This is a genomic window from Falsiroseomonas sp. E2-1-a4, from assembly GCF_051433165.1.
Classification (GTDB): Bacteria; Pseudomonadota; Alphaproteobacteria; order Acetobacterales; family Acetobacteraceae; genus Falsiroseomonas.
Genome location: NZ_JBHMFS010000019.1, coordinates 54,656 through 79,209, shown reverse-complemented (window position 1 = coordinate 79,209; position 24,554 = coordinate 54,656). Strand labels below are relative to the sequence as shown.

The 24,554-nt window shown below is 70.2% G+C and carries 25 protein-coding genes; 11 read left to right on the top strand and 14 right to left on the bottom strand.

The window, feature by feature from the left end:
* Positions 1–6: 6 nt before the first annotated feature.
* Together ACFHNC_RS19290 and ACFHNC_RS19285 are read right to left on the bottom strand one after the other, a co-directional pair.
* A complete protein-coding gene (locus ACFHNC_RS19290; RefSeq protein WP_437170870.1) occupies positions 7–1,023 on the bottom strand; it encodes a Bug family tripartite tricarboxylate transporter substrate binding protein in 1,017 nt (338 codons plus the stop codon).
* A 67-nt stretch (positions 1,024–1,090) separates the two neighbouring features.
* Positions 1,091–1,906: a GNAT family N-acetyltransferase gene (locus ACFHNC_RS19285; protein WP_437170869.1), complete on the bottom strand. Its 816-nt coding sequence runs from the start codon at positions 1,904–1,906 to the stop codon at positions 1,091–1,093.
* A gap of 73 nt (positions 1,907–1,979) precedes the next feature.
* Here ACFHNC_RS19285 and ACFHNC_RS19280 point away from each other — a divergent pair, with 73 nt between their 5' ends.
* Genes ACFHNC_RS19280 through ACFHNC_RS19265 form a run of 4 tightly spaced genes read left to right on the top strand, consistent with a single transcriptional unit; the run spans position 1,980 to position 6,434 of the window.
* Positions 1,980–2,981 carry a Gfo/Idh/MocA family oxidoreductase gene (locus tag ACFHNC_RS19280; protein WP_437170868.1) on the top strand — a complete coding sequence of 334 codons (1,002 nt, stop codon included), beginning with the start codon at positions 1,980–1,982 and terminating at the stop codon, positions 2,979–2,981.
* Positions 2,982–2,983: 2 nt separating this feature from the next.
* Positions 2,984–3,799, top strand: coding sequence for a sugar phosphate isomerase/epimerase family protein (locus ACFHNC_RS19275; protein ID WP_437170867.1), 816 nt, complete (start codon positions 2,984–2,986; stop codon positions 3,797–3,799).
* On the top strand, positions 3,796–5,223 hold the full coding sequence (locus ACFHNC_RS19270; RefSeq protein WP_437170866.1) for a mandelate racemase: 1,428 nt from the start codon (positions 3,796–3,798) through the stop codon (positions 5,221–5,223). Before ACFHNC_RS19275 ends, ACFHNC_RS19270 begins: the two co-directional genes overlap by 4 nt.
* 14 nt (positions 5,224–5,237) lie before the next feature.
* Positions 5,238–6,434: an amidohydrolase gene (locus ACFHNC_RS19265; protein ID WP_437170865.1), complete on the top strand. Its 1,197-nt coding sequence runs from the start codon at positions 5,238–5,240 to the stop codon at positions 6,432–6,434.
* A gap of 1 nt (position 6,435) precedes the next feature.
* Here the strand turns inward: ACFHNC_RS19265 and ACFHNC_RS19260 are convergent, their stop codons facing one another.
* The 8 genes from ACFHNC_RS19260 to ACFHNC_RS19225 all read right to left on the bottom strand — a co-directional run bounded on the left by ACFHNC_RS19260 (position 6,436) and on the right by ACFHNC_RS19225 (position 14,003).
* On the bottom strand, positions 6,436–7,002 hold the full coding sequence (locus ACFHNC_RS19260; RefSeq protein WP_437170864.1) for a DUF2585 domain-containing protein: 567 nt from the start codon (positions 7,000–7,002) through the stop codon (positions 6,436–6,438).
* A 64-nt stretch (positions 7,003–7,066) separates the two neighbouring features.
* On the bottom strand, positions 7,067–8,038 hold the full coding sequence (locus tag ACFHNC_RS19255; RefSeq protein ID WP_437170863.1) for a Bug family tripartite tricarboxylate transporter substrate binding protein: 972 nt from the start codon (positions 8,036–8,038) through the stop codon (positions 7,067–7,069).
* A 28-nt stretch (positions 8,039–8,066) separates the two neighbouring features.
* Positions 8,067–8,873 carry a sugar phosphate isomerase/epimerase family protein gene (locus tag ACFHNC_RS19250; RefSeq protein WP_437170862.1) on the bottom strand — a complete coding sequence of 269 codons (807 nt, stop codon included), beginning with the start codon at positions 8,871–8,873 and terminating at the stop codon, positions 8,067–8,069.
* Entirely contained in the window at positions 8,873–10,018 is a 1,146-nt protein-coding gene (locus ACFHNC_RS19245) for a dihydrodipicolinate synthase family protein (RefSeq protein ID WP_437170861.1), read from the bottom strand. The genes ACFHNC_RS19250 and ACFHNC_RS19245 overlap by 1 nt, the downstream gene beginning before the upstream one ends.
* Positions 10,019–10,021: 3 nt before the next feature.
* Entirely contained in the window at positions 10,022–11,176 is a 1,155-nt protein-coding gene (locus ACFHNC_RS19240; RefSeq protein ID WP_437170860.1) for a Gfo/Idh/MocA family protein, read from the bottom strand.
* Positions 11,177–11,190: 14 nt separating this feature from the next.
* Positions 11,191–12,231: a dihydrodipicolinate synthase family protein gene (locus ACFHNC_RS19235; protein ID WP_437170859.1), complete on the bottom strand. Its 1,041-nt coding sequence runs from the start codon at positions 12,229–12,231 to the stop codon at positions 11,191–11,193.
* 58 nt (positions 12,232–12,289) lie between these two features.
* Positions 12,290–12,991 carry a TetR family transcriptional regulator gene (locus ACFHNC_RS19230; RefSeq protein WP_437170858.1) on the bottom strand — a complete coding sequence of 234 codons (702 nt, stop codon included), beginning with the start codon at positions 12,989–12,991 and terminating at the stop codon, positions 12,290–12,292.
* On the bottom strand, positions 12,978–14,003 hold the full coding sequence (locus tag ACFHNC_RS19225) for an NAD-dependent epimerase/dehydratase family protein (RefSeq protein WP_437170857.1): 1,026 nt from the start codon (positions 14,001–14,003) through the stop codon (positions 12,978–12,980). The genes ACFHNC_RS19230 and ACFHNC_RS19225 overlap by 14 nt, the downstream gene beginning before the upstream one ends.
* Before the next feature lie 83 nt (positions 14,004–14,086).
* Between ACFHNC_RS19225 and ACFHNC_RS19220 the strand changes: the two genes are divergently transcribed.
* The 4 genes from ACFHNC_RS19220 to dut are packed head-to-tail and all read left to right on the top strand — an operon-like array spanning position 14,087 to position 18,737.
* Positions 14,087–15,028: an SMP-30/gluconolactonase/LRE family protein gene (locus ACFHNC_RS19220; protein ID WP_437170856.1), complete on the top strand. Its 942-nt coding sequence runs from the start codon at positions 14,087–14,089 to the stop codon at positions 15,026–15,028.
* A 30-nt stretch (positions 15,029–15,058) separates the two neighbouring features.
* Positions 15,059–17,092, top strand: a complete 2,034-nt coding sequence (locus ACFHNC_RS19215) for a DUF4139 domain-containing protein (RefSeq protein WP_437170855.1) — start codon at positions 15,059–15,061, stop codon at positions 17,090–17,092.
* A 26-nt stretch (positions 17,093–17,118) separates the two neighbouring features.
* Complete coding sequence (coaBC, locus tag ACFHNC_RS19210; RefSeq protein ID WP_437170854.1) at positions 17,119–18,294, top strand: bifunctional phosphopantothenoylcysteine decarboxylase/phosphopantothenate--cysteine ligase CoaBC; 1,176 nt, start codon at positions 17,119–17,121, stop codon at positions 18,292–18,294.
* On the top strand, positions 18,294–18,737 hold the full coding sequence (dut, locus tag ACFHNC_RS19205; protein WP_437170853.1) for a dUTP diphosphatase: 444 nt from the start codon (positions 18,294–18,296) through the stop codon (positions 18,735–18,737). The genes coaBC and dut overlap by 1 nt, the downstream gene beginning before the upstream one ends.
* A gap of 4 nt (positions 18,738–18,741) precedes the next feature.
* Here the strand turns inward: dut and ACFHNC_RS19200 are convergent, their stop codons facing one another.
* Positions 18,742–19,179, bottom strand: a complete 438-nt coding sequence (locus tag ACFHNC_RS19200) for a DoxX family protein (protein ID WP_437170852.1) — start codon at positions 19,177–19,179, stop codon at positions 18,742–18,744.
* Between the two features lie 153 nt (positions 19,180–19,332).
* On the opposite strand from ACFHNC_RS19200, the gene ACFHNC_RS19195 reads away from it, so the two are divergent.
* From ACFHNC_RS19195 to ACFHNC_RS19185, 3 genes are all read left to right on the top strand, one after another.
* Complete coding sequence (locus ACFHNC_RS19195) at positions 19,333–20,265, top strand: LysR family transcriptional regulator (RefSeq protein WP_437170851.1); 933 nt, start codon at positions 19,333–19,335, stop codon at positions 20,263–20,265.
* 147 nt (positions 20,266–20,412) lie between these two features.
* On the top strand, positions 20,413–22,221 hold the full coding sequence (locus ACFHNC_RS19190) for a transglycosylase domain-containing protein (protein WP_437170850.1): 1,809 nt from the start codon (positions 20,413–20,415) through the stop codon (positions 22,219–22,221).
* Between the two features lie 14 nt (positions 22,222–22,235).
* Positions 22,236–22,862 (top strand): histidine kinase dimerization/phospho-acceptor domain-containing protein, encoded by a 627-nt coding sequence (locus tag ACFHNC_RS19185; RefSeq protein ID WP_437170849.1) that lies wholly within the window; start codon positions 22,236–22,238, stop codon positions 22,860–22,862.
* 68 nt (positions 22,863–22,930) lie between these two features.
* On the opposite strand, the gene ACFHNC_RS19180 is transcribed toward ACFHNC_RS19185, so the two are convergent.
* The 3 genes from ACFHNC_RS19180 to ACFHNC_RS19170 form a co-directional block, all read right to left on the bottom strand.
* Positions 22,931–23,185 carry a hypothetical protein gene (locus ACFHNC_RS19180; protein WP_437170848.1) on the bottom strand — a complete coding sequence of 85 codons (255 nt, stop codon included), beginning with the start codon at positions 23,183–23,185 and terminating at the stop codon, positions 22,931–22,933.
* Positions 23,186–23,359: 174 nt separating this feature from the next.
* On the bottom strand, positions 23,360–23,911 hold the full coding sequence (locus ACFHNC_RS19175; protein ID WP_437170847.1) for an NUDIX domain-containing protein: 552 nt from the start codon (positions 23,909–23,911) through the stop codon (positions 23,360–23,362).
* Positions 23,904–24,518 (bottom strand): FMN-binding negative transcriptional regulator, encoded by a 615-nt coding sequence (locus tag ACFHNC_RS19170; RefSeq protein WP_437170846.1) that lies wholly within the window; start codon positions 24,516–24,518, stop codon positions 23,904–23,906. The genes ACFHNC_RS19175 and ACFHNC_RS19170 overlap by 8 nt, the downstream gene beginning before the upstream one ends.
* Positions 24,519–24,554: the final 36 nt, after the last annotated feature.

Below are 24,554 nucleotides of genomic sequence, written 5' to 3'. Positions count from 1 at the left end.
CCCCGATCAAAGACGGGCTATGCCGAGCGTGTCGGGGCTCACCTGCGCCTTGCCGCCGTCGAAGTACAGCCAGGCGGTCTGGCGGATCATCTTCCACGCCTCGTCATGGGCGTTCTGGCCGGACAGCGGCGCGAAGACGGCGGCGCGCTGGTTGGCGTAGTCCTTCAGCCGCTGGCTGTTGGCGATCTTCTCCGCCCAGACCTGGTTCATGGTGGTGATGACGTTGTCCGGCACGCCCTTCGGCGTCCAGATGCCGAAGTAGTTCAGCGGTGCCGGCACATTCGGCAGCCAGCGGCGGATGGACGGGATCTCGCCCACGCCCTGCAAGGTCACGGCCTGTTCGGACTGCACGGCCAGCGGCACTAGGCGGCGGGCGCGGATCATCTCGGCGGCCTCCACCAGCAGCACCGCGCCCATCGGCGTCTCGCCGCTGACGGTCGCGATCATCGCCGGGTTGCCGCCATCATAGGTGGCGTGGCGGTACTGCACCTGCGTGGCGGCGCGGATCGCCTCCATCATGTTGTGCCCGGCGGAGGACACGCCGGCGGTGGCGACGGAGGTGTTGGGACCGCGCGCCTTCAACGCCTCCAGCGCCGCGCCGAAATCGCGGAAGCCGGCGGCGGGGTTGGCGACCAGCACATTCACATTGGCCACTGCGAAATACAGGTTCCAATCCTTCAGCTGCGTGTCGAGCAGGCCGAGCACCTTGTAGCAGCCGACATCGACGGCGGCGCCCGCGGCCCAGGTCATGCCATCCTTCGCCGCTTCCAGCGCGTTGCGCGTGCCGATGGACCCCGATGCGCCAGGCTGGTTCACCACCACGAAGCGCTGGCCCAGCGCGGCCTCCAGCTCCGTCGCCACGATGCGCGCCATCTGGTCGGTGGACCCGCCAGCAGCCCAGGGGACGATAACCGTCACCGGCCGGTCCGGCCGCCAGCCGGCCTGCGCCTGCACCAGCGACGGCGCGGCGAGGCTTGCGCCTGTCGCCGCCAGCAGCGTCCTGCGAGTGATCGAGATGGTCATGCCTGCCTCCCTGGATGATGGTAACCCACCGGTTACCGTGGATGGTGGGACCGGCCGGCGGGTGCCGTCAACCGAACTCCGGCCCCGCCAGCACAAAGTTGTTGCGGGTCTGCGCCGCGGGCATCGCGCCGATCGCCATGCGGGTGAAGGGCCGCTGCTTCACGCCGCCGGACGCGGCGAGTTCCGCGCAGAACGCCATGGCTTCATCCGGCACGTCGAGCACTATGGGCCCGGCCAGCGCGGCCTGGGCGGCGGCCAGCAGCGCCAGCGCGGTCGGGGTATCCTGCGCCACCAGCGGGCCGATCTGCGGCGTGCGCAGCCCGTCGCGCGCCAAGACGAAGCCGCCAGGCGCGACCAGCGCGGCCTGTGGCAGGCGTCGCGCGAAGCTTTGCAACAGCGCCGCCCGCGGCGCGCCAAACGCCGCGAGATCCTGCGCCAGCACATCCGGCCAATCGGTGGCCTGCATCGGCCGCACCGCGACGGCGCCTTGTGTCCGGGCTTCGGGTAGCAGCCAGCGGGCGAAGCCGGAGACGGGAACGAAACCTATCGGGCCATACACCTCCCGCCCCGCTGGCGTTGCATCCAGCGCCAGCGTCAGGCCGGACCGCGCATCCATCGCCCAGCGCAGCAGCGCGCGCGCCAGGCCGCGGCGGCGCTGGTCCGGCCGCACCAGCACCATGGAGATCCAGGCGAGGTCCGGGCCATGCGGCAGCAGCGCGGCGCTGGCGGCCAGCGCATCGCCGGCACCATCCTCCAGCACGCGCACCTGGCCGTGCTCCTGGAAGAAGGCCCAATCCGCCTGCACCTGGTTCCAGCCAACAGCGGCCGACAGCGCGGCGGCGCGTGGCAGATCCTCGGGCACGGCGGCGCGGATATCGAACATGCCAGAAGGCTCGCGCGCACACCTGCCATGGTCAAGCGCTTGACCGCGCGCGGATGGCCTGCGGAGATGGCGCATGACCCGCCTGCTGCTCCTCGGCTGCGGCGCCTTCGGGCGCATCCACCTCGCGGCCCTGGCACGGCTCGGGCAGGATGTGGCGGTGCTGGAGCCGGATGCCGCGATGCGGGCCGCCGCCCCGCCCGGCACGCGCTTCGTGGAGGGGCTGGGGGCTGCGCTGCGGGTTTGCGACGCCGCGATCATCGCCACGCCACCCGCCACCCATGCGGCGCTGGCGGCGGCGGTGCTTCGCGCCGGGCGCGACCTGTTCCTCGAAAAGCCGGCGACGGAGACCGCCGCGGAATCCGCCGCGCTGCATGAATTGGCGACGGGGCGCATCGCACAGCTTGGCCTGTATTTCCGCTTTCATCCGAAGGCGCAGGCGATCCAGCGCGTCGCCCGCGCGGGCGGTTTCGGGCGCATCCACCATCTGTCCGCGCGCATGTCCGGGCTGAAGCGCGCCCGCGGCGATTCCGGCGCGCTGCTGAATGATGCGGTGCATTTCGCCGACCTGCTGCCCTGGATCGCCGGCGAAGCGCCTTCGCATGTCTTCGCCACCCTGTCGGACCCGCTGGGACGGGGGCGGGAGGATCTGGCGGTGATCCAGCTTCGCTTCCCCTCCGGCGCCACCGCGCTGATCGAGGCCGGCTGCGTGCTGCCCGGTGAACATGCGGATGCGGTGGTGCCGGGGGCTGAGACGCGCAAGCTGCTCGCCGTGGCTGGCAACGCGGCGCTGGCGGAGGTGGATTTCATGGCGGAAACGCTGCGCCTGCGCCGCGGCGCGCATCACCCGGCCCCAGGCGGCGCCTGGCTGCCGGACCATGCGCCGGCCGAAGATCTCGGCGCCGGTGCGCTGGATCCGGTGGGGGTGGTCACGGCGCAGCTCGCGGCCTTCCTGCATGCGGTGCGAACGCGCGAGGCGCAGGGACCGGATCTTCACGAAGGCGGTGTGCTGCCGCTGCGCATACTGGACGCCGCGCGGCGATCCGCGCATGAGATGCGGGTGGAGGAACTGCCCTGAACATGCGTATCTCATTGTGCAATGAAGTCATTGCGTCGCTGCCTTTCGCGCAGCAGGCGAAGCTGGCCGCCGCACTCGGTTATGATGGGCTGGAGGTTGCGCCCTTCACCCTGGATGCGGAGGCGCCGCATCTGCTGCCTGCCGCGAAGCGCGCGGAGCTGCGGCGCATCGCCGTGGAGGAAGGCGCGCCCATCACCTCGCTGCATTGGCTGCTGGTGGCGCCCGCGGGCCTGTCCGTCACCACCGCCGATGCCGCGACGCGCCAGCGCACGCTGGATGTGATGCAGCGCCTGGTGGGTCTGGCCGCCGATCTCGGCGCGACGCTGCTGGTGCATGGCTCGCCGAAGCAGCGGCATGTGGCGGCGGATGGGGACGCGCAGCGGGCTGAGGCGGCTATGGCGCAGGCCGGCGCCTGGGCCGCGCAACACGGCCTGACCTATTGCCTGGAGCCCCTGGATGCGGGCCAGACCAACTGGGCGCGCACGGTGGCGGAGGCGGTGGAGATCGTCACCCGCCTCGATGTACCGGGGCTTGCGACCATGCTCGATGTCAGCGCCGCCGGGAATGGCGAGCAGGACAGCGCCGCGGCGCTGCTGCGCCGCTTCGTCCCGACCGGGCATATCGCCCATGTGCATCTGAACGACCGCAACCGTCGCGGGCCGGGCCAGGGGCGCGATGCCTTTCGCCCGGTCCTCGATGCGCTGATGGATACGCGCTATTCCGGCTTCTGTGCGGTGGAGCCTTTCGACTACCATCCGGACGGCGCCACCAGCGCCGCACGCGCCATCGGCTATCTGCGAGGGATCCTGGAAGAATGAGCCTTCGCTTCTCGCTGCTCGAAACCCAGCGCTTCGAGTGGCCCTTCACGCTGCGCCTGCCCTTCCGCTTCGGCGTCATCACGGTGACCCAGGGGAGGCAGGCGGTGATCCGCGCGCGGATCCGGCTGGAGGACGGGAGCGAGGCCTGGGGCGTGGCGGCGGAGACGCTGGCGGCGAAATGGTTCGACAAGGACCCCAAGCTGTCGGACGCGCAGAACGAACAGCAGCTGCGCCGGGCGCTCGAACTGGCGACGGAAGCCAGCCTCGCCGCCGGCGCCGACACCGCCTTCGGCCACTTCGCCAACAGCTACACGGCGCTGACCGCGGCGGCGGCGGCGGAGGGGCTGAACCCGCTGGTCGCGAGCTATGGCCGCGCGCTGCTGGACCGCGCCATGCTGGATGCGGTGCTGAAGGCCAAGGCCGTGTCCTTCTGGACGGGCATGCGCGCCAATATCGGCGGCATGGCGCCACATGCGGTGGCGCCCGACCTCGCCGGCTTCGACTTCGCCGCGATGCTGGCGGGGCAGTCTCCGCTGCAGCGCCTGCATGCGCGGCACACGGTGGGGCTCGTGGACCCGATCACCGCCAGCGACCAGGACACAAGGGTGAGTGACAGCCTGCCGGAGACGCTGGAGGAAGTGGCGACGGGCTACGGCCATCGCTACTGGAAGCTGAAGGTCGGTGGCAACATCACGGCCGATGTGGACAGGCTGTGCCGCATCGCCGGCGTGCTGGACCGCGCCCATGGCGGCTACCACGCCAGCCTGGATGGCAACGAGCAGTACGAAGATGCCGAGGGCGCGCTGGCGCTGTGGCGCGCGATGCAGGCGGAACCGCGGCTGGATCGGCTGTGCCGGTCCATCCTGTACATCGAGCAGCCGGTGAAGCGCGCCCGCGCGCTGGAAACCGGCATGGCGGCGCTGGCCGCGGAACGCCCCGTCATCATCGATGAAAGCGACGGCCCGCTGGATGCCTTCGTCACTGGCCGCGCGCTGGGCTATGCGGGCGTGTCGTCCAAGGCCTGCAAGGGCGTGTGGCGGTCCTTCATCAACCTGGCGCGCTGCCGCGCCTGGAACGCCGAGGAAAAGCGCGAGCGCTACTTCATGTCGGCCGAGGACCTCACCACGCTCGCGGGCGTCTGCGTGCAGCAGGATCTGGCGCTGGTGGCGCTGCTTGGCCTGCCGCATGTCGAGCGCAACGGGCATCATTTCATCGATGGCTTCTCCGGCCGCCCCAAGGCCGAGGCCTACGCCTTCCTCGAAGCGCATCCGGGCCTCTACGCCGATACCGCGCATGGCCCGCGACTGGCCATCCGCGACGGGATGCTGGATATCGGCAGCCTGGAGACGCCGGGCCTTGGCGCGACGCTGGAGCCCGATTTCACCGCGATGGCGCCAATGCCCACGGCCGCCTGGCCCAACTGAGACGGAGAGACGGCATGCGCCAGGACATCCTCGACGCGATCCGCGCCTACGAGCCCGAGCTGGTGGAAATCCGCCAGGACATCCACCGCCACCCGGAAACCCGCTTCGAGGAACATCGCACCGCCGCCCTGGTGGCGACGAAGCTGCGCGAATGGGGCATCGAGGTGACGGAGGGCATCGGCGGCACCGGCGTGGTCGGCACGCTGAAGGGCAGCCGCCCGGGCCAGCGCGCTATCGGCCTGCGCGCGGACATGGATGCGCTGTTCATCCAGGAGGAGAACGATTTTGGGCACGCCTCCACCGTGCCGGGGAAGATGCATGCCTGCGGGCATGACGGGCACACCACCATGTTGCTCGGTGCCGCGCGTTATCTTGCGAGCCGGCCGGATTTCGCCGGAACCGTGAACTTCATCTTCCAGCCTGCGGAGGAAGCCGGCACCGGCGCACCGGCGATGATCAAGGACGGGCTGTTCGATCGGTTTCCCGTCGATTCCGTCTATGGATTGCACAACTCGCCGGGCCTCGCGGTAGGCAGCTTCGCGACGCGGCCGGGGCCGATGCTGGCGGGGGCGGATTTCTGGGGTGTGGAATTCCACGGCACCGGCGGCCATGGTGGCGCGGCGCCGCATCTGGCGACGGATGCGACCGTGGTGCTCGGCCAGTTCCTGCTGGCGGTCCACACCATCCTGCCGCGCAACCTGAAGCCTACCGCCAGCGCCGCGCTGTCCGTTGGCCATGTTGCGGGCGGCAGCTTCGATTCGCCGAATGTCATGCCCGCCAAGGTCATCGTGCGCGGCACCGCGCGCTACTTCGAGAAGGGCGACCAAGCGATCATTCGCACCCGACTGCAGACGCTGGCGGAGACGCTGGCCGCGGCGCAGGGCTGCACTGCGACCTTCAGCTATGTCCCGCTGTGCCCGCCCACGGTGAATGCGGCGGAGAAGCTGCCGGTGGCGATCGCCGCCGCCGCGGCGGTGGTCGGCCAGGACAAGGTGGGCGAGGTCGGGCTGAGCACCGGTGGCGAGGATTTCGCCTTCATGCTGCAGGAAAAGCCCGGCGTATTCATGCGGATCGGCAACGGCATGAACGCCGATGGCAGCTTCCACAACGTCCACACGCCGCAGTATGACTTCAACGACGAAATCCTGGGCCTCGGCGCGGCCTATTGGGCCAGCCTGGTGCATCAGGAACTGAACTGGGCCGCCGAGTAGCTCAGCGCGCCGACTGCCACTCCTTAACCGCCTCGATCGGCCAGAGCAGCATCAGCACGTTGAGGGTGAGGTTGTCGCGGATCACCAGCGCGACACACACCTCCGTCACCACCAGCAACGCGACGCTGGCCCAGACCGGCAGTCGCGCGGCCAGCGCGAAGCCCACCCACATCGCGACGATGTCCATGGTCGAGTTCAGGACGCTGTCACCGAAATAATCCAGCGCGATGGTCGCCTCGCGGTAGTGCCGGATCACCGCATCGGTGTTCTCGACGATCTCCCAGGCCGCCTCGATCACCGTGGCGATCACGGCGCGGGGCAGCAGGCCGAGGCGGCGCGCGACCAGATGCAGCGCGGCGTAAAGCAGCAGCCCGTGGGCGATGTGGGACGGCGTGTACCAGTCCGAGATGTGCTGCGAATTCTCGGCGCTGACCACCTCACCATGCCACAGCCGGATGGTGCCGCATTTACAGATCGGCTCCCGCCCCATGGCCAGCAGGATCAGCGCGGTGGCGGCCAGCAGGCCGAGCAGGATGGCAAACCAGGCCCAACGGGGCAGCGAACGCATAGGGGGGCGCCTTGAAGGAATCGGCCGCAGCCTGGCGATGCTGCGGCCGCCGTCAAGGCGCGTCTCAGTTCACGGTGATGCGCGCTTCCCGCACCACGCGGCCCCACTTTGCGGTTTCATCCCGCATGGTGGCGGCGAGTTCCTGAGGCGTGGAGGTCACTGCCTCGGCGCCGGCGGCGCGCAGCCGCTGCTGCACGGCAGGCTCGGCCAGAATTTCCCGCAGCACGGCAGACAGGCGCTCCGTCGTGGCAGAGGGCAGGCCGGCGGGGGCCATCACGGCGCCCCAGGACGTGGCCTGCGCCTCCGCCAGCCCGGCTTCGGCGAAGGTCGGCAGGTCGGGCAGCAGGGTGGAGCGCTTCGGGCCGGTCACGGCCAGCGCCCGCACGCGGCCACCCTGGATCTGGCCGAGCGCGGAGGGAAGCTGGTCCAGCATCACCTGCACGTTGCCGGCGACCGTGTCGTTCAGCGCCGGCGCGCTGCCGCGATAGGGCACATGCTGCATCTCCACACGCGCCACCAGCTTGAACAGCTCCGGCACCAGATGGGTGGAGGATCCGTTGCCGCCGGACCCGAAGGACAGCGTATTCGGCCGCGCCCGCAGCAGCGCCAGGAACTCCGCGAGATTCTGCGCAGGAACGGAGGGATTGACGATCAGTACGTGGTCCGTGGCAAACGCCATGCCGATCGGTGTCAGGTCGTTGGCCGGGTTGAAGCCCATATTGGTGTAGAGATGCGGGTTGATGGTCAGCGTGCCCGTCGTGCCCATCAGGATGGTGTAGCCATCCGCCGCGCTGCGCACCACATTCTCCACGCCGACATTGCCGCCGGCGCCGGTGCGGTTTTCCACCGTCACCGCCTGGCCCAGCTTTTCCTGCATCCGGTCGGCAAGGACGCGGGCCACGACATCGGTGGCGCCGCCTGGCGGGAAAGGCACGACGAAGCGCAGCGGCCGCGTTGGCGCCCAGCCCTGGGCGAGCGCGGGGGTGGCCAGCGCCGTGCCGAGCAGGGCGCGCCGCGTGAGGCGGAATCCGTTCATTCTTGTCTCTCCCGTTGTTCTTGTTGATTCAGACGGCGGTGGCGTGGCGTTCCTTCAGCAGCGGCAGCACTATTTCGGGGTCCTGCTGCCACCAATGCTTCGACAGGATCTCGACCTCCGCGAAACTGTCATAGCCCTGCGCTTCGACCATGCGGCGAATGGCGGGGATATCGATGCAGCCTTCGCCGGGGATGCCCCGGTCGAACACCGTATCCGTGGTCGGCACCTTCCAGTCGCAGACATGAAAGGCGGCGATGCGTGAGCCGGCGCGCTGGATCAGGGACGCCAACTGCGGGTCCCACCAGACATGATAGACATCGAGCGCGATGCCCGTGCCCTCGCCGAACTCATCGCAAAGATCCAGCGCCTGGCCGAGCGTGGACAGAACGGAGCGATCCGCGCAGGTCATCGGGTGCAGCGGCTCCAGCGCGATGGTCACGCCGGCAGCCCGCGCATCCGGCATGATCCTGCCGAGTCCCTCGCGCAGCATTTCCCGCGCGCCGGGCAGGTCCTTGGAACCCGGCGGCAGGCCGCCGCCAAGCACCACCAGGCATTTCGCGCCGATCGCATGCGCTTCCGCGATGGCGCGGCGGTTATCCTCGATGGCGGCGTCGCGGCCGGCCTGGTCGGCGGCGGGGAACATGCCGCCGCGGCACAGGCCCGTCACGGTCAGGCCGGCATCGCGGATCTGCTTCGCGGCACGTTCCACGCCCATCGCGCCGAGCACGTCTCGCCAGGGGGAGATTCCCGAAATGCCGTGGCGGGCGCAGCCCTCGATCAGTTCGGGCAGACCCCACTTCTCCTTCACCGTGACGGAGTTGAGAGACATCTCCATCACGCGGCACCATGCAGCGCGAGCAGGGTTCTCATGCGCGCCACCGCCATGTCCGGGTCGCGCAGCAGCCCGGCCTTGTCGGCCAGGCGGAACAGTTCCGAAAAGTGGCGGATGCTGCGGGTGGATTGCTGGCCGCCGACCATGACGAAATGGTCCTGGTGGCCGTTCAGCCAGGCCATGAACACCACGCCCGTCTTGTAGAAGCGCGTCGGCGCCTTGAAGATGTGGCGCGACAGCGGGACGGTGGGCGCCAGGATGTCGTGGAAGGTGGAGAGATCGTTCTTCGCCAACGAGGCCAAAGCGCCACCGACCGCAGGCGCGATGGGGTCGAAGATGCCGAGCAGCGCATCGGAATAGCCGTACTCGTCGCCAGCGATGAGTTCCGCATAATTGAAGTCGTCGCCGGTGTACATGCGCACGCCCTTCGGCAGGCGCCGGCGCATCGAAATCTCCTTCTGGTCGTCCAGCAGCGAGACCTTCACGCCATCCACCTTGTCGGCATGCGCGTGGATGACGGACAGCGCCGTTTCCATCGCCGCCATGTGGTCGTGGTTGCCCCAATAGCCTTCCAGCGCCGGGTCGAACATTTCGCCCAGCCAGTGGATCACCACAGGCTGCTTCACCTGGGACAGGATGCGGTCATAGACCCGCTCATAATCCGCCGGCGACTTGGCGGCTTTCGCCAAGGCGCGGGAGGCCATGAGGATGATGCGGCCGCCCATCGCCTCCACCGCGGAGCATTGTTCTTCGTAGGCGCGGATCACGTCATCCACGGTCACGTCGGGGCCGGGGGCCAGGTGATCCGTGCCGGCGCCGCTTGCCATCACTGCGCCGGGGTGGTCCTGCATGGCATCCAGCGAACGGCGGATCAGTTCCTGCGCCGCAACCCAGTCCAGCCCCATGCCGCGCTGCGCCGTGTCCATCGCCTCCGCCACGCCAAGGCCGAGCGACCACAGATGCTTGCGGAAGGCGATGGTGCGGTCCCAGTCGATCTTGGCGTCGAGCCACGGGTCCTGCTCGGCCAGCGTATCCGCCACCACATGGGCAGCGGCGAGCGCCACACGCGGGAAGGGCGGCGTCGCCGTGGCGAAATGGCGCGGGCCTTGCAGCGTGTAGTCGCCCTCGGGAAGCTTGATGCTCGGCATGGCTCAGACCTCCAGCTTCGGCAGATCGATCCAGCGGCGCTCCGCCCAGGATTGCAGACCGGCTTCGGCCAGCTGCACGCCCCTCGCGCCAGCCAGCAGATCCCAGGGGTATTCCGCCACTTCGCCCGCCAGGTATTTGAAGAACAGTTCCCACTGCACCCGGAAGCCGTTCGGCATTGGCTCCGTGTCCGGGATTTCCTGCCAGCCCTCGTAGAAGTTGATGGGCTGCGGGGTGTCCGGGCTCCAGATCGGCTTCGGTGTGTTCACGCGGGACTGCGTCCAGCATTTCTGCAACCCGGCCACCGCGCTGCCATGCGTGCCGTCCACCTGGAATGTCACCAGATCGTCGCGCCGCACGCGCGTCACCCAGGACGAATTGATATGCGCGATCACGCCGCCTTCGAGCTGGAAGGTCGCATAGGCCGCATCGTCGCTATCGGCCCTGTATGGCTTGCCGGATTCATCGATGCGCGTCTCGATATGCGTCGCGCCGAGGCAGGACACGCTCTCGACATTGCCGAACAGGTTGTCCAGCACGTAGCGCCAGTGGCAGAGCATATCGAGGATGATGCCGCCGCCCTCATCCTTCTTGTAGTTCCAGGATGGCCGCTGGGCGGGCTGCAGATCGCCCTCGAACACCCAGTAGCCGAATTCCCCCTTCACGCTGAGGATCTTGCCGAAGAAGCCGCTGTCGATCGCCATCTTCAGCTTGCGCAGGCCCGGCAGGAACAGCTTGTCCTGCACCACGCCGGCCTTGATGCCCTTTTCCTTGGCCAGCCGCGCTACCGCCATGGCTTCCGCCAGATTGTCGGAGGTCGGCTTCTCGCAATAGATGTCCTTGCCGGCGTGGATCGCCTTGGTCAGCAGGCCGGCGCGCATCTGCGTCGTTGCTGCATCGAAGAATAGCGTGTCGTTCGGGTCCGCCAGGCAGGCGTCGAGGTCGGTCGAGACGCGGGAAATGCCATGCGCCTTGGCCAGCGCCTCCAGCTTCTCCCGGTTCCGGCCGACCAGGATCGGGTCGGGCATCACCCGGTCGCCATTCGCCAGCTTCACGCCGCCATCCTTGCGGATCGCCGCGATGGACCGGATGAGGTGCTGGTTCATGCCCATGCGCCCGGTGACGCCGTTCATGATGAGGCCGATGCGGCGTTCCGCCATTTTTGCGAGTTCCTTCAGGAAAGCCAGGTGTTGAGATTCGCGCGGACGAAGGCATCGTCCGTCAGATGCGGGTAGCGCTCGGCCACCGTGGTCAGCAGCTCCGACTGGCCGGGCGACAAACCCTCATCCGGGTCGAGGCACCAGATGCCGTCCAGCAGACCCTGGCGGCGGAGAATCTCGTGGCAGCCGGCGATCACGCCGTGGAAGCCATGCGCCACGTCGAAAACGGCGGCGTTCATCTCCGTCACCTGCGCATCCAGCGCCAGCAATTCGGGCGTGGCATCGGCGCCACGGCAGCGCGCGTGGAGGTCGACCGCCGCCTTGGTCCAGACGCTCCAATGCCCCAGCAGCCCGCCCAGGATGCGCAGCGGCTTCTCGGCGCCCGCCAGCGTGAAGGGCGTGAGCAGATCAGCCACGATGTGATCGTCATTGCCGGTGTAGAGCGATATGCGGTCCTGCGCGCTGGCCTCCAGCACCCCACGCAGCACGTCCAGCGTGGCGTAGCGATCGAAGGGCGCCATCTTGATGGCGACCACATTCTCAATCGCCGCGAAGCGGCGCCAGAAGGACAGCGGCAGGGGCACGCCGCCGACCGCCGGTTGCAGGTAGAAGCCGAAGACCGGCATCTCCGCCGCCACCGCCTGGCAATGCGCGATGATCTCGTCCTCGGAAGCGCCCTTCCAGGCGGCGAGGCTCAGCAGCACCGCATGATAGCCGAGGCCGCGCGCAATCCGCGCCTCCCGCACCGCCTGCTCCGTGCGGCCGATGGCGCCGGCGACGAGAATGGGCGCGTCCTCCCGCTCCGCCGCCACTTCGGCCGCCAGCGACAACACGCGGTCGAACAGCCCCACCTGGCGGATGGCGAATTGCGTGGTGTGGACGCCGACCGCGAGGCCGCCCGCCCCGGCTGCCAGGTAGTAGCGCGACAGGGCGCGTTGCCGCAGCGGGTCCAGCTCCCGCCTCGCCGTCAGTGCCAGCGGATGCGCCGGGATGGCGCAGCCTTGCCGCAGCCGCGCGAGGACGCTCTCCGGCCAATCCTGCCAGTGCAGACCCACTTGCGTTTCCCCCGAACCGGTAACCGGACGGTTACTTTGTCGCGGGTCGGTCCTCAGGTCAAGGCCGCAGATAGCCCAGCACGAATTCGGCGATATGCGCCTCCCGCGCCGCGATCGCGGCCTCGGTATCCAGCGGCGTGCCGAAGATGGTGGACAGGGTGTGCCGGTTGGCGACGTAGAAATGGCCGAGTGCCAGAATCGAGATGTAGAGCTGCATCGCATCTACCCCATCCCGGAACACGCCGGATGCGGCGCCGCGCGCCAGCACCGCGGTCAGCGCGGCCAGCATGGGCGAATACAGCGCCGGCACCTGTTCGGACCGGCTGAGATAGGCGGCGCGGTGCAGGTTTTCCTGGTTCAGCAGCGCGACGAATTCCGGGTGGCGGCTGGTGTAGCGCAGGTTGAAGGCGACAAGGCGCACCATCGCCTCCAGCGGCGGCAGGCTGTCCACCGAAAGCTCCCGCTCCTCCTCCCGCTTGGCGGCATAGGCGCGTTCCAGCACCGTCAGCCACAGCTCCTCCTTGCTGCCGAAATAGGCGTAGAGCATGCGCTTGTTGGCGCCGGCGCGGGCCGCGATCTCGTCCACGCGGCTGCCGGCCATGCCCTTTTCGGCGAATTCCACCAGGGCCGCGTCCAGGATGCGCTGGCGCGTGGCGCGGGCGCGGGCAGAGAGCTGGTCCTCCGCGCGGAGCGCGGCACTGGAACCACCGCGGGGCGCGGCGGTGGTAGAGCCGCGGATCGCAGGGCTAGAAACGGCCATCCCGAACCTCGAACTTGGTGGCCTTGCCGAGCGCGCGGCCGCCGCTCGCCACCCAATCCGCCACCCAATCCACCAGCGTCAGCAGCGGCACGCTGGGATAGCCGAAGGCCTGGAAGGCGCGGGCGGCGTTGGATAGCAGAGCCGTCGGCGCCTCCGTCCCGGTGAATTCGGCGGTGCGGTCCAGCCGCTGCGCGAACTGCTCGGCCAGCCAGCGGATGGAGACGGTCTCCGGCCCCGTCACGTTCAGGATCGGGCAGGTGGCATCGGCGCGGGCCAGGGCGCGCAGCGTCCAGGCATTGGCATCGCCCTGCCAGATGACATTGGCATGGCCCATCGCCAGCGGCACCGGCGTGCCTGACGCGACTTTCGTCGCGATGTCATGCAGCACGCCATAGCGCAGATCGATCGCGTAGTTCAGGCGGATGCCGAAGCAGCGCGTGCCGCGGGTGGCGGCGGCATGCTGGAAGGCGCGCTCGCGGCCCAGGCAGCTCGCCGCATAATCGCCGATCGGGGATGGCGTCGCATCCTCATCCGGCGCCGGGCCGTTCACCGGCCACATCGGCTGCACATTGCCGGTGGAAAAGAACACGATTCGCGACGCGGCCCAGCGCGCGGCGACGCGGGCCGGAAGCTGGACATTCATTGCCCAGGTCGGCGCCTCATTCCCCGTGCTGCCGAATTTCATCGCCGCCATGAACACGACATTCGGGGCATCCGGCAGCGCGACCAGCGCCGCGTCGTCCATCAGATCGGCGGCCAGGCACTCGATGCCCCAGCCCTCCATCCGTTCGCGCAGCCCGGCCTCGGACCAGCGCGCCACGGCAATCACGCGCCGCGCCGGGTCCGCGCGCTTGGCCAGGCGGCACAGCGTCGGCCCCATCTTGCCGGCGGCGCCGAGCACCAGCAGGTCGCCCGGCACCTGGGCGAGGTCGGCCAGCAAGGCCGGGTCGGGCCGCGACATCACCTCCTCCAGCGTCGCCTCATCCGCGATGCGTCGTGGCAGATCGCCCATGGTTTCCCTCCCGCCCATATCGGGCCAGCATGGCGAGGACACCGCCCGGCGCCAAGACCGCCGGCACAAAGGAGGATAGTGCCATGACCTGGCAGGAAAGCCTGCGCTACCCGGACCCCGCCATCCGCACGCTGGACCCGGCCTTCAACAAGCTGCGCCTGCCGCTATCCTCGGTGGAAAGGCTCTGGACCGGCAGTCGCTGGGGGGAAGGTCCGGTCTGGCTCGGTGACCAGCGCTGCCTGCTGTGGTCCGACATCCCCAACAACCGCGTGCTGCGCTGGGATGAGGAAACCGGCCAGGTCAGCCAGTTCCGCAAACCATCCGGCAACGCCAACGGCCATACGCGGGACCGCCAGGGCCGTATCGTCGCCTGCGAGCATGGCGGGCGGCGCGTCATTCGCCACGAATATGACGGCGCGATCACGGTGATCGCCGACAGCTACCAGGGCAAGCGGCTGAACAGCCCGAACGACGTGGTGGTGAAGTCGGATGGCAGCATCTGGTTCACCGATCCACCCTTCGGCATCGGCGGCTTCTATGAGGGCGAAAAGGCCACGCCCGAATTGCCGCACACGAACGTCTACCGCGTGGATGGCGATTTGGGGAAAATCACGCTGGTGGCGGATGATGTGGACCATCCGAACGGCCTCGCCTTCAGCCCGGACGAATCCATCCTGTACGTCATCGAAAGCCGGTCGGAGCCGCGCAACATCCTGGCCTATGATTGCGCCGGGACCACGCTGAGCAACCGCCGCGTCTTCGTGAAATGCGCGCCGGGCGAAACGCCGGATGGCTTCCGGGTGGATGTGGACGGCAACCTCTGGTGCGGCTGGGGCATGGGCGGGCCGGGGATGGATGGGGTGAAGGTGTTCAACGCCGCCGGCACCGCCATCGGCTTCATCGATCTGCCGGAACGCTGCGCCAATGTCTGCTTCGGCGGGCGGCACCGGAACCGGCTGTTCATGGCGGCCGCGCATTCGCTGTACAGCCTGTACGTCAATACCCAGGGTGCGCCGGGCGGCTGAACCCGCACAAACCGACAGGGACCACCGCCCATGATGCCTCGCCTCGGCTTCCTTAGCCTCCTGCTCGCCGGCACCGCCATGGGCGCGCCATGGGCCGCGGAACTGCCGGTGCGGGGTGTCACGCTGTCCTCCGCCGGGTTGGCGCAGATCGACCGCGCCGGGCCGGTGGCGCCCGACGATCCGGCGCTGGTCTTCCGCGTGCCGCTGGCCGATGTGGACGACATCCTGCGCTCCCTGGTGGTGGCCGACCCCGCCGGGCGGGTGGAGGGGCTGCGCCTGCCGGCCCAGGACCTCGCCGCCGAGGCGTTTCGCGGCCTGCCCGTGAAGGCCGAGGATTTCGCCAGCCGTGCCAGCCTGCTGAACGCGCTGCGCGGCCAGCGCGTGGCCGTGGGCGAATCCGAAGGCCGCATCGCCGAGGCGTCGGAGGGCAAGGATGCCCTGCTGCGCCTCACCCTGCTCACCCCCACCGGCCTGCGCAGCCTGATGCTGCGGGAGCATGAGGAGGTGCGGCTGCTGGAGGACGACCTCGCCGCCCGCCTCACCCGCGCGGCGGAGGCGTTGGCCGAGATGCGCGGCACCGAGACCCGCCGCCTGTCCGTCGCGCTGCGCCCCGGCGCCGCCGCGCCGCGGGAGGTGACGCTGAGCTACGTCGCCGGCGCGCCGCTGTGGAAACCCTCCTGGCGCCTGGTGGTGCCGGGGATGGGGGAAGAAGGCGCGGAGGCGCGGCTGATGGGCTGGGCGGTGGTGGAGAATCACAGCGGGGCCGACTGGGACCGCATCCGCCTGTCGCTGGTCTCGGGCGAGGCGGCCTCCTTCCGCCAGGCGCTGTACACGCCGGTGCTGCTGCCGCGCCCGGAACTGCCGATACTGGGCAGCGGCCCGGTGGAGGTGCGGCCGGATAGCGGCGGCAGCCCGATGCCGCCGCCCGCCGCCATGCCAAGCCCGGCGCCTGCCCCGGCTCCGGCGATGGAATCCCGCATGATGCGGACCGCGCCCACCAGCATTGCCGATGCAGCGCCCCCGGCGGCGCAGGCGGTGGCCGCCGCCTCGCTCGGCCGCGTCGCCTTCACCTTGGCCGATCCGGTGACGATCCGCGCCGGGGAGACGGCGAACCTGCCCTTCCTCGATGCCAGGCTGGCGGCGGAGCGGGTCTGGTGGGTGCAGGACCTCGGCGCGCGGCATCCGTTGCAGGCGGTGCAGATCATCAACGGCACCGAAGGCCCGCTGCCGGCCGGGCTGGCCACGGTCTATGGCCGCACGGGGGCGGAGGCGGGCGGCTTCCTCGGCGATGCGGAACTGCCGGCCACGCCACCGGGGGAGACAAGGCTGGTCGCCTTCGCGCGGGACCGGGACGTGCAATACACCGTGGCGCGACGGAATGCGGGCGCGCCCGTCTCCGTCGCGCTGCGCCGTGGCCAGGTGGCGGTGACGCTGCGGCAGGTGCACACCGTGACGATGGCGGTGGATGCCGGCACCACGCGCGGCCGCATCGTGGTGGATCTACCGGCACGGCGGGGGGAAACGCCGCGCTTCACGCCGCTGGCGGAAGGCGATTTCGGCCTGCGCGTCGGCGCCCATCTGCCCGGTGCACCGACCACGCTGAACTGGGAATGGGAACGCAGCCAGGCGCAGAGCATCCCGCTATGGGACGCCGCGCTGGCGGAGCCGCTGCCGCCGATCTGGCGCGAGCTGGCGCTGGACCGCGACATCGCCCGCCTGCCCGGCGGCACGGACCGGCTTTTCGCGCTGCGCGACGTGCTGGCGGGGCTGCCGGCGGAGGCGCCGGGCCGCGCCGACCTTGCCGCACTGGTCGAGCTTTTCGCCGCCGCGCGCCGCCTTATGGATGAATTCCGCAGCGCCGCCCGCGCCCATGCCGCCGCCGAGGCTGCGCTCGGGCGGGCGCGCCAGGCGGTGGAGGATCGCAGCGGCGCGCAGCGGGAGCAGGCGCGGGGGGCGCTGAACACGGCCTCCGTCGCCGCCGGGCGCACGGGGGCGGAGGCGGATCGCGCCTGGGCGGCGTGGCGGGAAGCGGCGCAGCGCGTGGTGGCGCGGGGTGGAGGCTGAACCCGTCTCGGTCTAGCCTCCGCGGCATGTCCCATCTGCTTCTCGTCGTCTCCGGCAGCGTCGCCGCCTATAAGGCGCTGGAACTGGTGCGCCTGGCCCGCCGGGCCGGCCATGCCGTGACGCCCATCCTGACCGCCGGCGGCGCCCGCTTCGTGACGAAGGAGGCGCTGGCCGCGATCTCGGGCGCCCGGGTGCATGACGACCTCTGGGCGGCGGAGGCCGAGATCGGCCACATCCGCCTGGCGCGCGCGCCGGACCTGGTGGTGGTGGCGCCGGCCTCGGCCGATCTGCTGGCGAAGATGGCGGCGGGGCTGGCGGATGACCTGGCCTCAACCGTGCTGCTGGCGACGCGGGCGAAGGTGCTGGTGGCGCCGGCGATGAACCCGGCGATGTGGGCGCACCCGGCGACCATCGCCAACATGAAGACGCTGGCGGCGCGCGGCGTGGTGGTGGTGGGGCCGGAGGACGGGCCGATGGCGGAGCCGGAAAGCGGCCCCGGCCGGCTGGCGGAACCGGCCGCCATCCTCGCTGCCATCCAGGGCCTGCTGGCCAGCGGCCCCTTGGCCCGGCGGCATGTGGTGGTGACCAGCGGGCCGACTCACGAAACCATCGACCCGGTGCGCTACATCGCCAATCGCAGCAGCGGCAGGCAGGGCCATGCCATCGCCGCGGCGCTGGCCGCGCTGGGCGCGCGCGTGACGCTGGTCAGTGGCCCGGTCGCGGTGCCGGACCCGGCGGGGGTGACGGTGGTGCGGATCGAAAGCGCGCGGGACATGCTGGCGGCCGTCGAGGCCGCGCTGCCGGCGGATGCCGCGGTCTTCGCCGCCGCTGTGGCCGATTTCCGCCCGGCCGAGGCGGCCGCGCAGAAAATGAAGAAGGTCCCCGGCGCGCCGCCGCCCGACCTGGCCCTGACGCTGAACCCGGACATCCTGGCCAGCATCGCCCAGCGCCAGGTGCAGCGCCCGAGACTGGTGGTGGGCTTTGCCGCGGAGACGGAAAACGTGGTGCCCAACGCGCAGGAAAAACGCCGGCGCAAGGGCTGCGACTGGATCGTGGCGAACGACGTCTCCGGCGATGTGATGGGCGGTGCGGAAAACACCGTGCATCTGGTGACGGAAGCCGGGGTGGAGGATTGGCCTCGCCTGCCGAAGGACGAGGTCGCGCGGCGGTTGGCCGCCCGAATTGCAGAGAGTCTTGCCTGATGGTCGAAATCCTGGTCACCCGCCTGCCGCATGCTGAGGGCCTGCCTCTGCCCGCCTACGCCACGCCCGGCGCGGCTGGCATGGACCTTCTGGCCGCCGTCGCCGCGCCCATGGTCATCGCGCCCGGCGCCCGCGTGCTGGTGCCGACGGGGCTGTGCATTGCGCTGCCGCCCGACCATGAATTGCAGGTACGGCCGCGGTCGGGGCTGGCGCTGAAGCACGGCATCACCCTGCCCAATTCGCCGGGTACCGTGGATGAGGATTATCGCGGCGAGTTGCAGGTGATCGTGATGAATGCCGGCACGGAGCCCTTCACGGTCGAACGCGGCATGCGGATCGCGCAGGCGGTGGTTGCGCCCGTGGTGCGCGCCCGCTTCCGGGAAGTGGCCGTGCTGCCCGAGACGACGCGCGGTGCCGGCGGATTCGGCTCCACCGGCACCTGAGGCGTCAGGCCCGCGCGGCAACCTGGCCACGGCCGGACAGCCGGCCCAGATCCACCGCATGCGCCCCGGCGCCGAGGCCCGCCTGCACCAGCAGCAGCACGGTCAGAAAGGCCGGGAATTCCCAGCCGCCGCCCGGGTTGCTGAACAGCCAGCCGGCGCCGAGGTGCTGAACCGTGGCGCCGATCATGATCGGCAGCAGCAGCAGGCTCACCGGCCGCACCCAGATGCCGAGGATCAGCGCGATGCCGGCCAGCGTCTCCGCCACCGCCACCACGGCGCCCAGCATTGGCGGGTAACCGAGCGAGCCGAAGAAGCCCATCGTGCCGGCGAAGCCGAAGGTCATGATCTTCAGCATCAGGCCATGGGCCAGTAACAGGACGCCCATGCTCACGCGCAGCAGCAGCGCGGCATAGGGGGTGGTGGTGCGGGGGTCGAGGGTCATGGCTGTGGCTCCGTCCAGGTTGGGGCGCGGTCTGCGTCCCGGTGTGGGCCGGTTATGGGGGCGCAACGGCATGTGCTTCCAACGCGGGGATGGAACAGCCATCATCACGACCACAAATGATGCGCCGCTGCTCGCATCCGGAATGCCCCGACCTTGGCCGACCTCCAGACCCTCGACCTGAACCTGCTGCGCGTCTTCGATGCGGTGGCGCGTGAACGCCATGTGACCCATGCGGCGCAGAAGCTGAACCTGTCGCAGCCCGCCGTTTCCAACGCGCTGGCCCGGCTGCGCGCGGCGCTGAATGACGAGCTGTTCCTGCGCCGCCCCGGCGGGGTGGAGCCCACCGCCCTGGCCCTGTCGCTGGCCGGCCCGGTGGCGGAGGTGCTGGACCGGCTGCGGACCACGCTGGCCGACCACGCCCCCTTCGACCCGGCGACCACGGACCGCGTCTTCACCGTGGCCCTGTCCGAATATGCCGAAAGCGTGCTGGTGCCGCCCTTGCTGGAACAGATGCACCAGGAGGCGCCGCGCGCCCTGCTCGCCGTGCGGCACGCCGACCGCACCAATGCGCTGGACCTGCTAGCGCGGGGGGAGGCGGAGCTGGCGGTGGCCGTGCTGCCCGACCCGCCGGCGCTCTACACGCGCGTGCGGCTACTGCCGGAGAATTTCCTCACCTTGGTGCGGAAGGGTCATCCGCTGGCGGAAGGGCCGCTGACGCTGGAGCGCTTCACTGCCTTCCCGCATCTGCTGCATTCGCCGAACGGGTCACGCGACGGCGCGCTGGACGGGCCGCTGCGGGAGGCCGGCTTCCCCCGCCGGCTTGGCGCCGTGGTCGCGCATCTCGGCGCGGTGCCGGAAATTCTGGCGCGGACGGATATGGTGATGTCGCTGTCCGCACGCCTGGCGCAGCGCATGGCGGAAACCTACGGCCTGGCGCTGCGCCCCTGCCCGGTGGAGTTCAAGCACACCCGCCTGTCCCTGATCTTCCATCGCCGCTTCGAGGCCGATCCCGGCCATGCCTGGCTGCGCCGCGCGTTGCTGTCGGTGGCGCGGGAGGTGGGGCCGGTGCCGGGCGTGGGTGCCTGAGAGGAATCAAAGGCTTCGCGCACAGGATTTGCGTTCCCTGGCAAGGGATTTGCGCTAAGCCTGCCGCCGATGGCCCGCACTGCCCGCCCCCGTCCCGCCACTCCGCGCGCCCGACCCGTCGCCCCGGTAGCTACGCCGGTGCGGCGCATGGCCGGGCGCCGGGCCTGGTTCTGGCTGCGGTTGCTGGTGCTGATCTCGGTCTGGGGCAGCCTGGCGGTGGCCGCCGTGCTGCTGCTGCTGGTCTGGGACCTGCCGCGCACCGATCTGGCACTGAGCCAGACTCGCCGCGCCGGCGTGACGATGGAAGCGGCGAATGGCGCCGTCATCGCCACCTCCGGCGATGTGCATGGCCAGATCGTGCGCCTGCCGGCGCTGCCGGCGCATCTGCCCGCGGCGCTGCTGGCCATCGAGGATCGGCGCTTTTACCAACATCTAGGGCTGGACCCGATCGGCATCGCCCGCGCCGCCTGGGTCAACTGGTCCGGCGGCCAGATCATCCAGGGCGGCTCCACCCTGACGCAGCAGCTCGCAAAGAACCTGTTCCTGACGCCGGAGCGCAGTTTCCGGCGCAAGGCGCAGGAGGCGGTGATGGCGCTGTGGCTGGAATGGCGCTTCAGCAAGGACGAATTGCTCGAGATCTATCTGAACCGCGTCTATCTCGGCGGCGGCGCCTTCGGCGTGGATGCCGCGGCGCGGCTGTATTTTGGCATTCCTGCCGCGCGGCTGAACCTGTGGCAGTCGGCCGTGCTGATGGGCCTGCCCAAGGCGCCCTCCCGCCTCAACCCGCGCTCCGCGCCGGAAGCCGCGGCCGGGCGGGCGGCGGAGGTGCTGGGGGCGATGGTGGAGACCGGCGCCATCACCCAGAGCCAGGCGACTCTGGCGGCGGAGAGCATCCGCATCACGCCGCGCCCCTCCCGCGATTCCGGCTGGTTCGCGGATTGGGTGCTGGATGACGTCGGCGCGCGTTTCCCGGGCAATGCGGATCTGGTGCTGCGAACCTCGCTCGACCTGCGAATCCAGGCGGTGGTGGAACAGCGGCTGGAGGCGCTGCTGGCCGGCCCCGGTGCGCGGGCCGGCGTCGGCCAGGGGGCGGTGGTGGTGATGCAGGCGGAAACCGGCCAGGTGCGCGCCATGGCGGGCGGGCGGGATTATCGCCGCAGCCAGTTCAACCGCGCGACCCAGGCCCGGCGGCAGCCGGGTTCCGCCTTCAAGCCCTTCGTCTTCCTCACCGCGCTGGAGGCCGGGATGGGGCCGGGGGACAGTGTGGCGGATGGCCCGGTCAACCTCGGCGGCTGGCGCCCCGGCAATGGAAGCTGGCGCAGCCAGGGCCAGATCACGCTGGATGAGGCGCTGGCCCATTCGGTGAACACCGCCGCGGTGCGCGTGCTGGCGCGTGGCGGCGGCGCGCGGGCGGCCACCGGCACGGCCCAGCGCTTCGGCCTGCCCGGCCCCTTTCCGCGCGATGCGACGCTGGCGCTCGGCACCGGGGAGGTGACGCTGCTCGACCTCGTTGCCGCCTATGCGCCGTTTGCCAATGGCGGCCTGCTGCCGGAACCGCGCGGCCTGGTCTCCGCGCGGGCCGATGGCCAGCCAGTGCCGTCCGGCCGGCCGACCCTGCTGCGGGTGACCACGCCGGAGCATGCGGCTGCGATGCGACAGATGCTGGAATCGGTGGTGACGCGCGGCAGCGGCCGTGCCGCGCAGCCGCCGGGCGGCCGCCAGGTGGCGGGCAAGACCGGCACGACGCAGGATTCCCGTGACGCCTGGTTCGTGGGCTTCACCGCAGCTCCACCCGGGCATGGCGGCGGCACGCTGGTGGCGGGCGTGTGGCTCGGCAATGACGACGCCACGCCGATGGCCGATGTGCGCGGCGGCACCCTGCCGGCGCGGCTGTTCCGCGATATCCTCGAATCCCTCGCCCAGGCGCCGCCTGGCGCGGCGTCCCTGTCCCGATGAAGGAGAGCCCTGGCTTGGCGGAGAATCTGAACCGGCTCCCATCCGCGGATGCACCGCAGGCCGCACTGGAACGCCTGGACCGCCTGCGCCGCGTGGCGCCCGCGCTGCAGCACGACATCAACAACGCCATGATGGTGCTGGCCGCGAATCTGGACCTGTTGGCCCGCAGCGCCGGAGAGCCGGGCAGCCCGGCGCGACGGCAACTCGACCGCGCCGTGCAGGCCAGCCGGCGGATGGATGAGACGATGCGCGGCTTCCTCGACTATGCGCGGCGGGAGGCGGCGGAGACGGTGGAGGTCTCGCCCGCCACCGTGCTGCAACAGGTGCTGCCGCTGCTGCGGGCGGCGCTCGGCGCGCGGCTGGGTGCCGAGATGACGGCGCCGGAGCGGCCGGTCGCGGTGCGGCTGGATCGCGCGGCGCTGGAACTGGCGCTGCTGGCGGTGGCGCAGGATGCGGTCGGCCGCATTCCACAGGGCAGCCGCCTGCTGGCCGAGGTGCGGGAGGTGGCGACGGAGGTGGAGCTGGAACTCATCCTGCCGCTGGGGGTCGGCACGGCACCGCTGGCGCTGCTGCGCGCTTGCTGCGCCCGGCTGGATCTGCGGCCGGAAGGCTGCGTGATGGCCTGGCGGAAGGAAGGCTGAGGAGGCGCGCAGACCAGCCTGACAGGCGGACGGATCGAGGACGTGCCGCCCGGTCGAAAGCCGTTGCGTCAGGCCGGGCACCGCATCGTCACGCCGTTGGAGACCCCACCGGGGGCATTGACGCTGCTGTTCCGGATGACCCCGACGATGGGTCGGAGGACGGAGTTTGTGGTCACGCAGAACAGGCTCCCCTCCGAGTTGGGCAAGACCCCGGCGATAGCTGAGTTCAGTGTGACGATCCGGGCCTGGGCAACGACGCCACCGAGGATGACGCCGCCCGCGATGAAGCCGGCGGCGAATATGGCAATAGGGCGTGCGGGCATGTCGCGTTTTTCTCCCTGAAGGCGCAACAATACCGGCCTTGTATTGAAGCCCGCAAGGCGGCGGCGCCTTCTGGCCCCATAGGCAGCGCCTGTCTTGTCCGCCTTCGATGATCAGGGACGCCCGGTGGCAGGGCCGCGAGTTTGTTCGTCCGGGCCGGCTGGACTGGCCTGATCCTAAATCAGCCCCTTGAGGCGCAGCAGACCGAAGCTGGCGACGGAGGTGGCATCCCGGATCTCGCCGTTCCGCAGCATGTCTTCCAGCTCGGCGAGCGTCACCGCGCGGGTGATCAGGTCCTGTTCCTCCACCTCCGGCATCGCCGCCCCCTGGGTCAGGCCGCGTGCGAGGAAGATGTCGAAGCCCTGGCGCATGGTGCCCTGGGCCAGGTTCAGGAAACCGCCATGCTGCCATTGGGCGGCGGTAAGGCCGGTTTCCTCCAGCAATTCATGGCGTGCCGCCTCCAGCGGGGCCGTGCCCGGCGGACCCCACATGCCCTGGACGAATTCCCAATGCCGCCGCCCCACCGGGTAGCGGAATTGCTGGACGAGCTGGACCGATCCATCCGCATGCACCGGCACCACGGTGACGAAGTTCACCTTCTCCACCACGCCATAGATGCCGGTGGAGCCATCGCGGCGCCGCACCTGATCCTCCCGCACCGTCATCCAGGCGTTGCGGTAGACCTCGCGGCTGGCCAGCGTCTCGATATCCGGCTGGGTGTCACGCAATGCCGTTGGCCTCGCGCAGGGCGGCGGCGGCGGCGTGTTCGCCGCGTGCCTCCAGCGCCGTGGCGACGGAGAGGCGGTCTGCCTCGGGCCGGTTCTGGCTCTGCTTGCGCTTGGCGGTCCAGCGCCGGACGGTGAGCGTCACCCCGACCAGCGCCTTGAACCGCCCCTCCATGTACTTCGCCGGCTGCGCGTCCATGTCGAAGCCGGGGGTGGGTTCGTAGGCGGCGGCCATGGTGCGCATCTGGTGGGCGATCTCGGCCGGGTCCTCCACCAGCGTCGCGACCCCCTCCGCCTGCACCACATCGTAGTTCCAGGTCGGCACGCTGGGATGCTCGCCATACCAGGTGGGGGAGATATAGGCGTGCGGGCCGCGGAACACGGCCAGCGCCTCTCCCCCTGTCCCGGCGAAGGACTGCCAATGCGGGTTGGCGCGGGCCAGGTGGCAGACCAGGCGGGCGGGCTGGTCGCCCACGGGGCGGACCAGGTGGAAGGGCAAATGGCTGACCATCAGCGGCGCGGCGCTGACCAGCATGCCGAAATCATGCCGTTCGACATGGGCGAAGATCCAGGCCGGGTCATCCACCCGGAAGGCGGCTGGCGTGTACATCGAGGCATCCTGCCGCCGAATGGGCGAAACCGGAAG

Coding starts and splice junctions, on each gene's coding strand:
- ACFHNC_RS19290 (WP_437170870.1), bottom strand. CDS start 1,023: ATGACCATCTCGATCACTCGCAGGACGCTGCTGGCGGCGACAGGCGCA.
- ACFHNC_RS19285 (WP_437170869.1), bottom strand. CDS start 1,906: ATGTTCGATATCCGCGCCGCCGTGCCCGAGGATCTGCCACGCGCCGCC.
- ACFHNC_RS19280 (WP_437170868.1), top strand. CDS start 1,980: ATGACCCGCCTGCTGCTCCTCGGCTGCGGCGCCTTCGGGCGCATCCAC.
- ACFHNC_RS19275 (WP_437170867.1), top strand. CDS start 2,984: ATGCGTATCTCATTGTGCAATGAAGTCATTGCGTCGCTGCCTTTCGCG.
- ACFHNC_RS19270 (WP_437170866.1), top strand. CDS start 3,796: ATGAGCCTTCGCTTCTCGCTGCTCGAAACCCAGCGCTTCGAGTGGCCC.
- ACFHNC_RS19265 (WP_437170865.1), top strand. CDS start 5,238: ATGCGCCAGGACATCCTCGACGCGATCCGCGCCTACGAGCCCGAGCTG.
- ACFHNC_RS19260 (WP_437170864.1), bottom strand. CDS start 7,002: ATGCGTTCGCTGCCCCGTTGGGCCTGGTTTGCCATCCTGCTCGGCCTG.
- ACFHNC_RS19255 (WP_437170863.1), bottom strand. CDS start 8,038: ATGAACGGATTCCGCCTCACGCGGCGCGCCCTGCTCGGCACGGCGCTG.
- ACFHNC_RS19250 (WP_437170862.1), bottom strand. CDS start 8,873: ATGGAGATGTCTCTCAACTCCGTCACGGTGAAGGAGAAGTGGGGTCTG.
- ACFHNC_RS19245 (WP_437170861.1), bottom strand. CDS start 10,018: ATGCCGAGCATCAAGCTTCCCGAGGGCGACTACACGCTGCAAGGCCCG.
- ACFHNC_RS19240 (WP_437170860.1), bottom strand. CDS start 11,176: ATGGCGGAACGCCGCATCGGCCTCATCATGAACGGCGTCACCGGGCGC.
- ACFHNC_RS19230 (WP_437170858.1), bottom strand. CDS start 12,991: ATGGCCGTTTCTAGCCCTGCGATCCGCGGCTCTACCACCGCCGCGCCC.
- ACFHNC_RS19225 (WP_437170857.1), bottom strand. CDS start 14,003: ATGGGCGATCTGCCACGACGCATCGCGGATGAGGCGACGCTGGAGGAG.
- ACFHNC_RS19220 (WP_437170856.1), top strand. CDS start 14,087: ATGACCTGGCAGGAAAGCCTGCGCTACCCGGACCCCGCCATCCGCACG.
- ACFHNC_RS19215 (WP_437170855.1), top strand. CDS start 15,059: ATGATGCCTCGCCTCGGCTTCCTTAGCCTCCTGCTCGCCGGCACCGCC.
- coaBC (WP_437170854.1), top strand. CDS start 17,119: ATGTCCCATCTGCTTCTCGTCGTCTCCGGCAGCGTCGCCGCCTATAAG.
- dut (WP_437170853.1), top strand. CDS start 18,294: ATGGTCGAAATCCTGGTCACCCGCCTGCCGCATGCTGAGGGCCTGCCT.
- ACFHNC_RS19200 (WP_437170852.1), bottom strand. CDS start 19,179: ATGACCCTCGACCCCCGCACCACCACCCCCTATGCCGCGCTGCTGCTG.
- ACFHNC_RS19190 (WP_437170850.1), top strand. CDS start 20,413: ATGGCCGGGCGCCGGGCCTGGTTCTGGCTGCGGTTGCTGGTGCTGATC.
- ACFHNC_RS19180 (WP_437170848.1), bottom strand. CDS start 23,185: ATGCCCGCACGCCCTATTGCCATATTCGCCGCCGGCTTCATCGCGGGC.
- ACFHNC_RS19170 (WP_437170846.1), bottom strand. CDS start 24,518: ATGTACACGCCAGCCGCCTTCCGGGTGGATGACCCGGCCTGGATCTTC.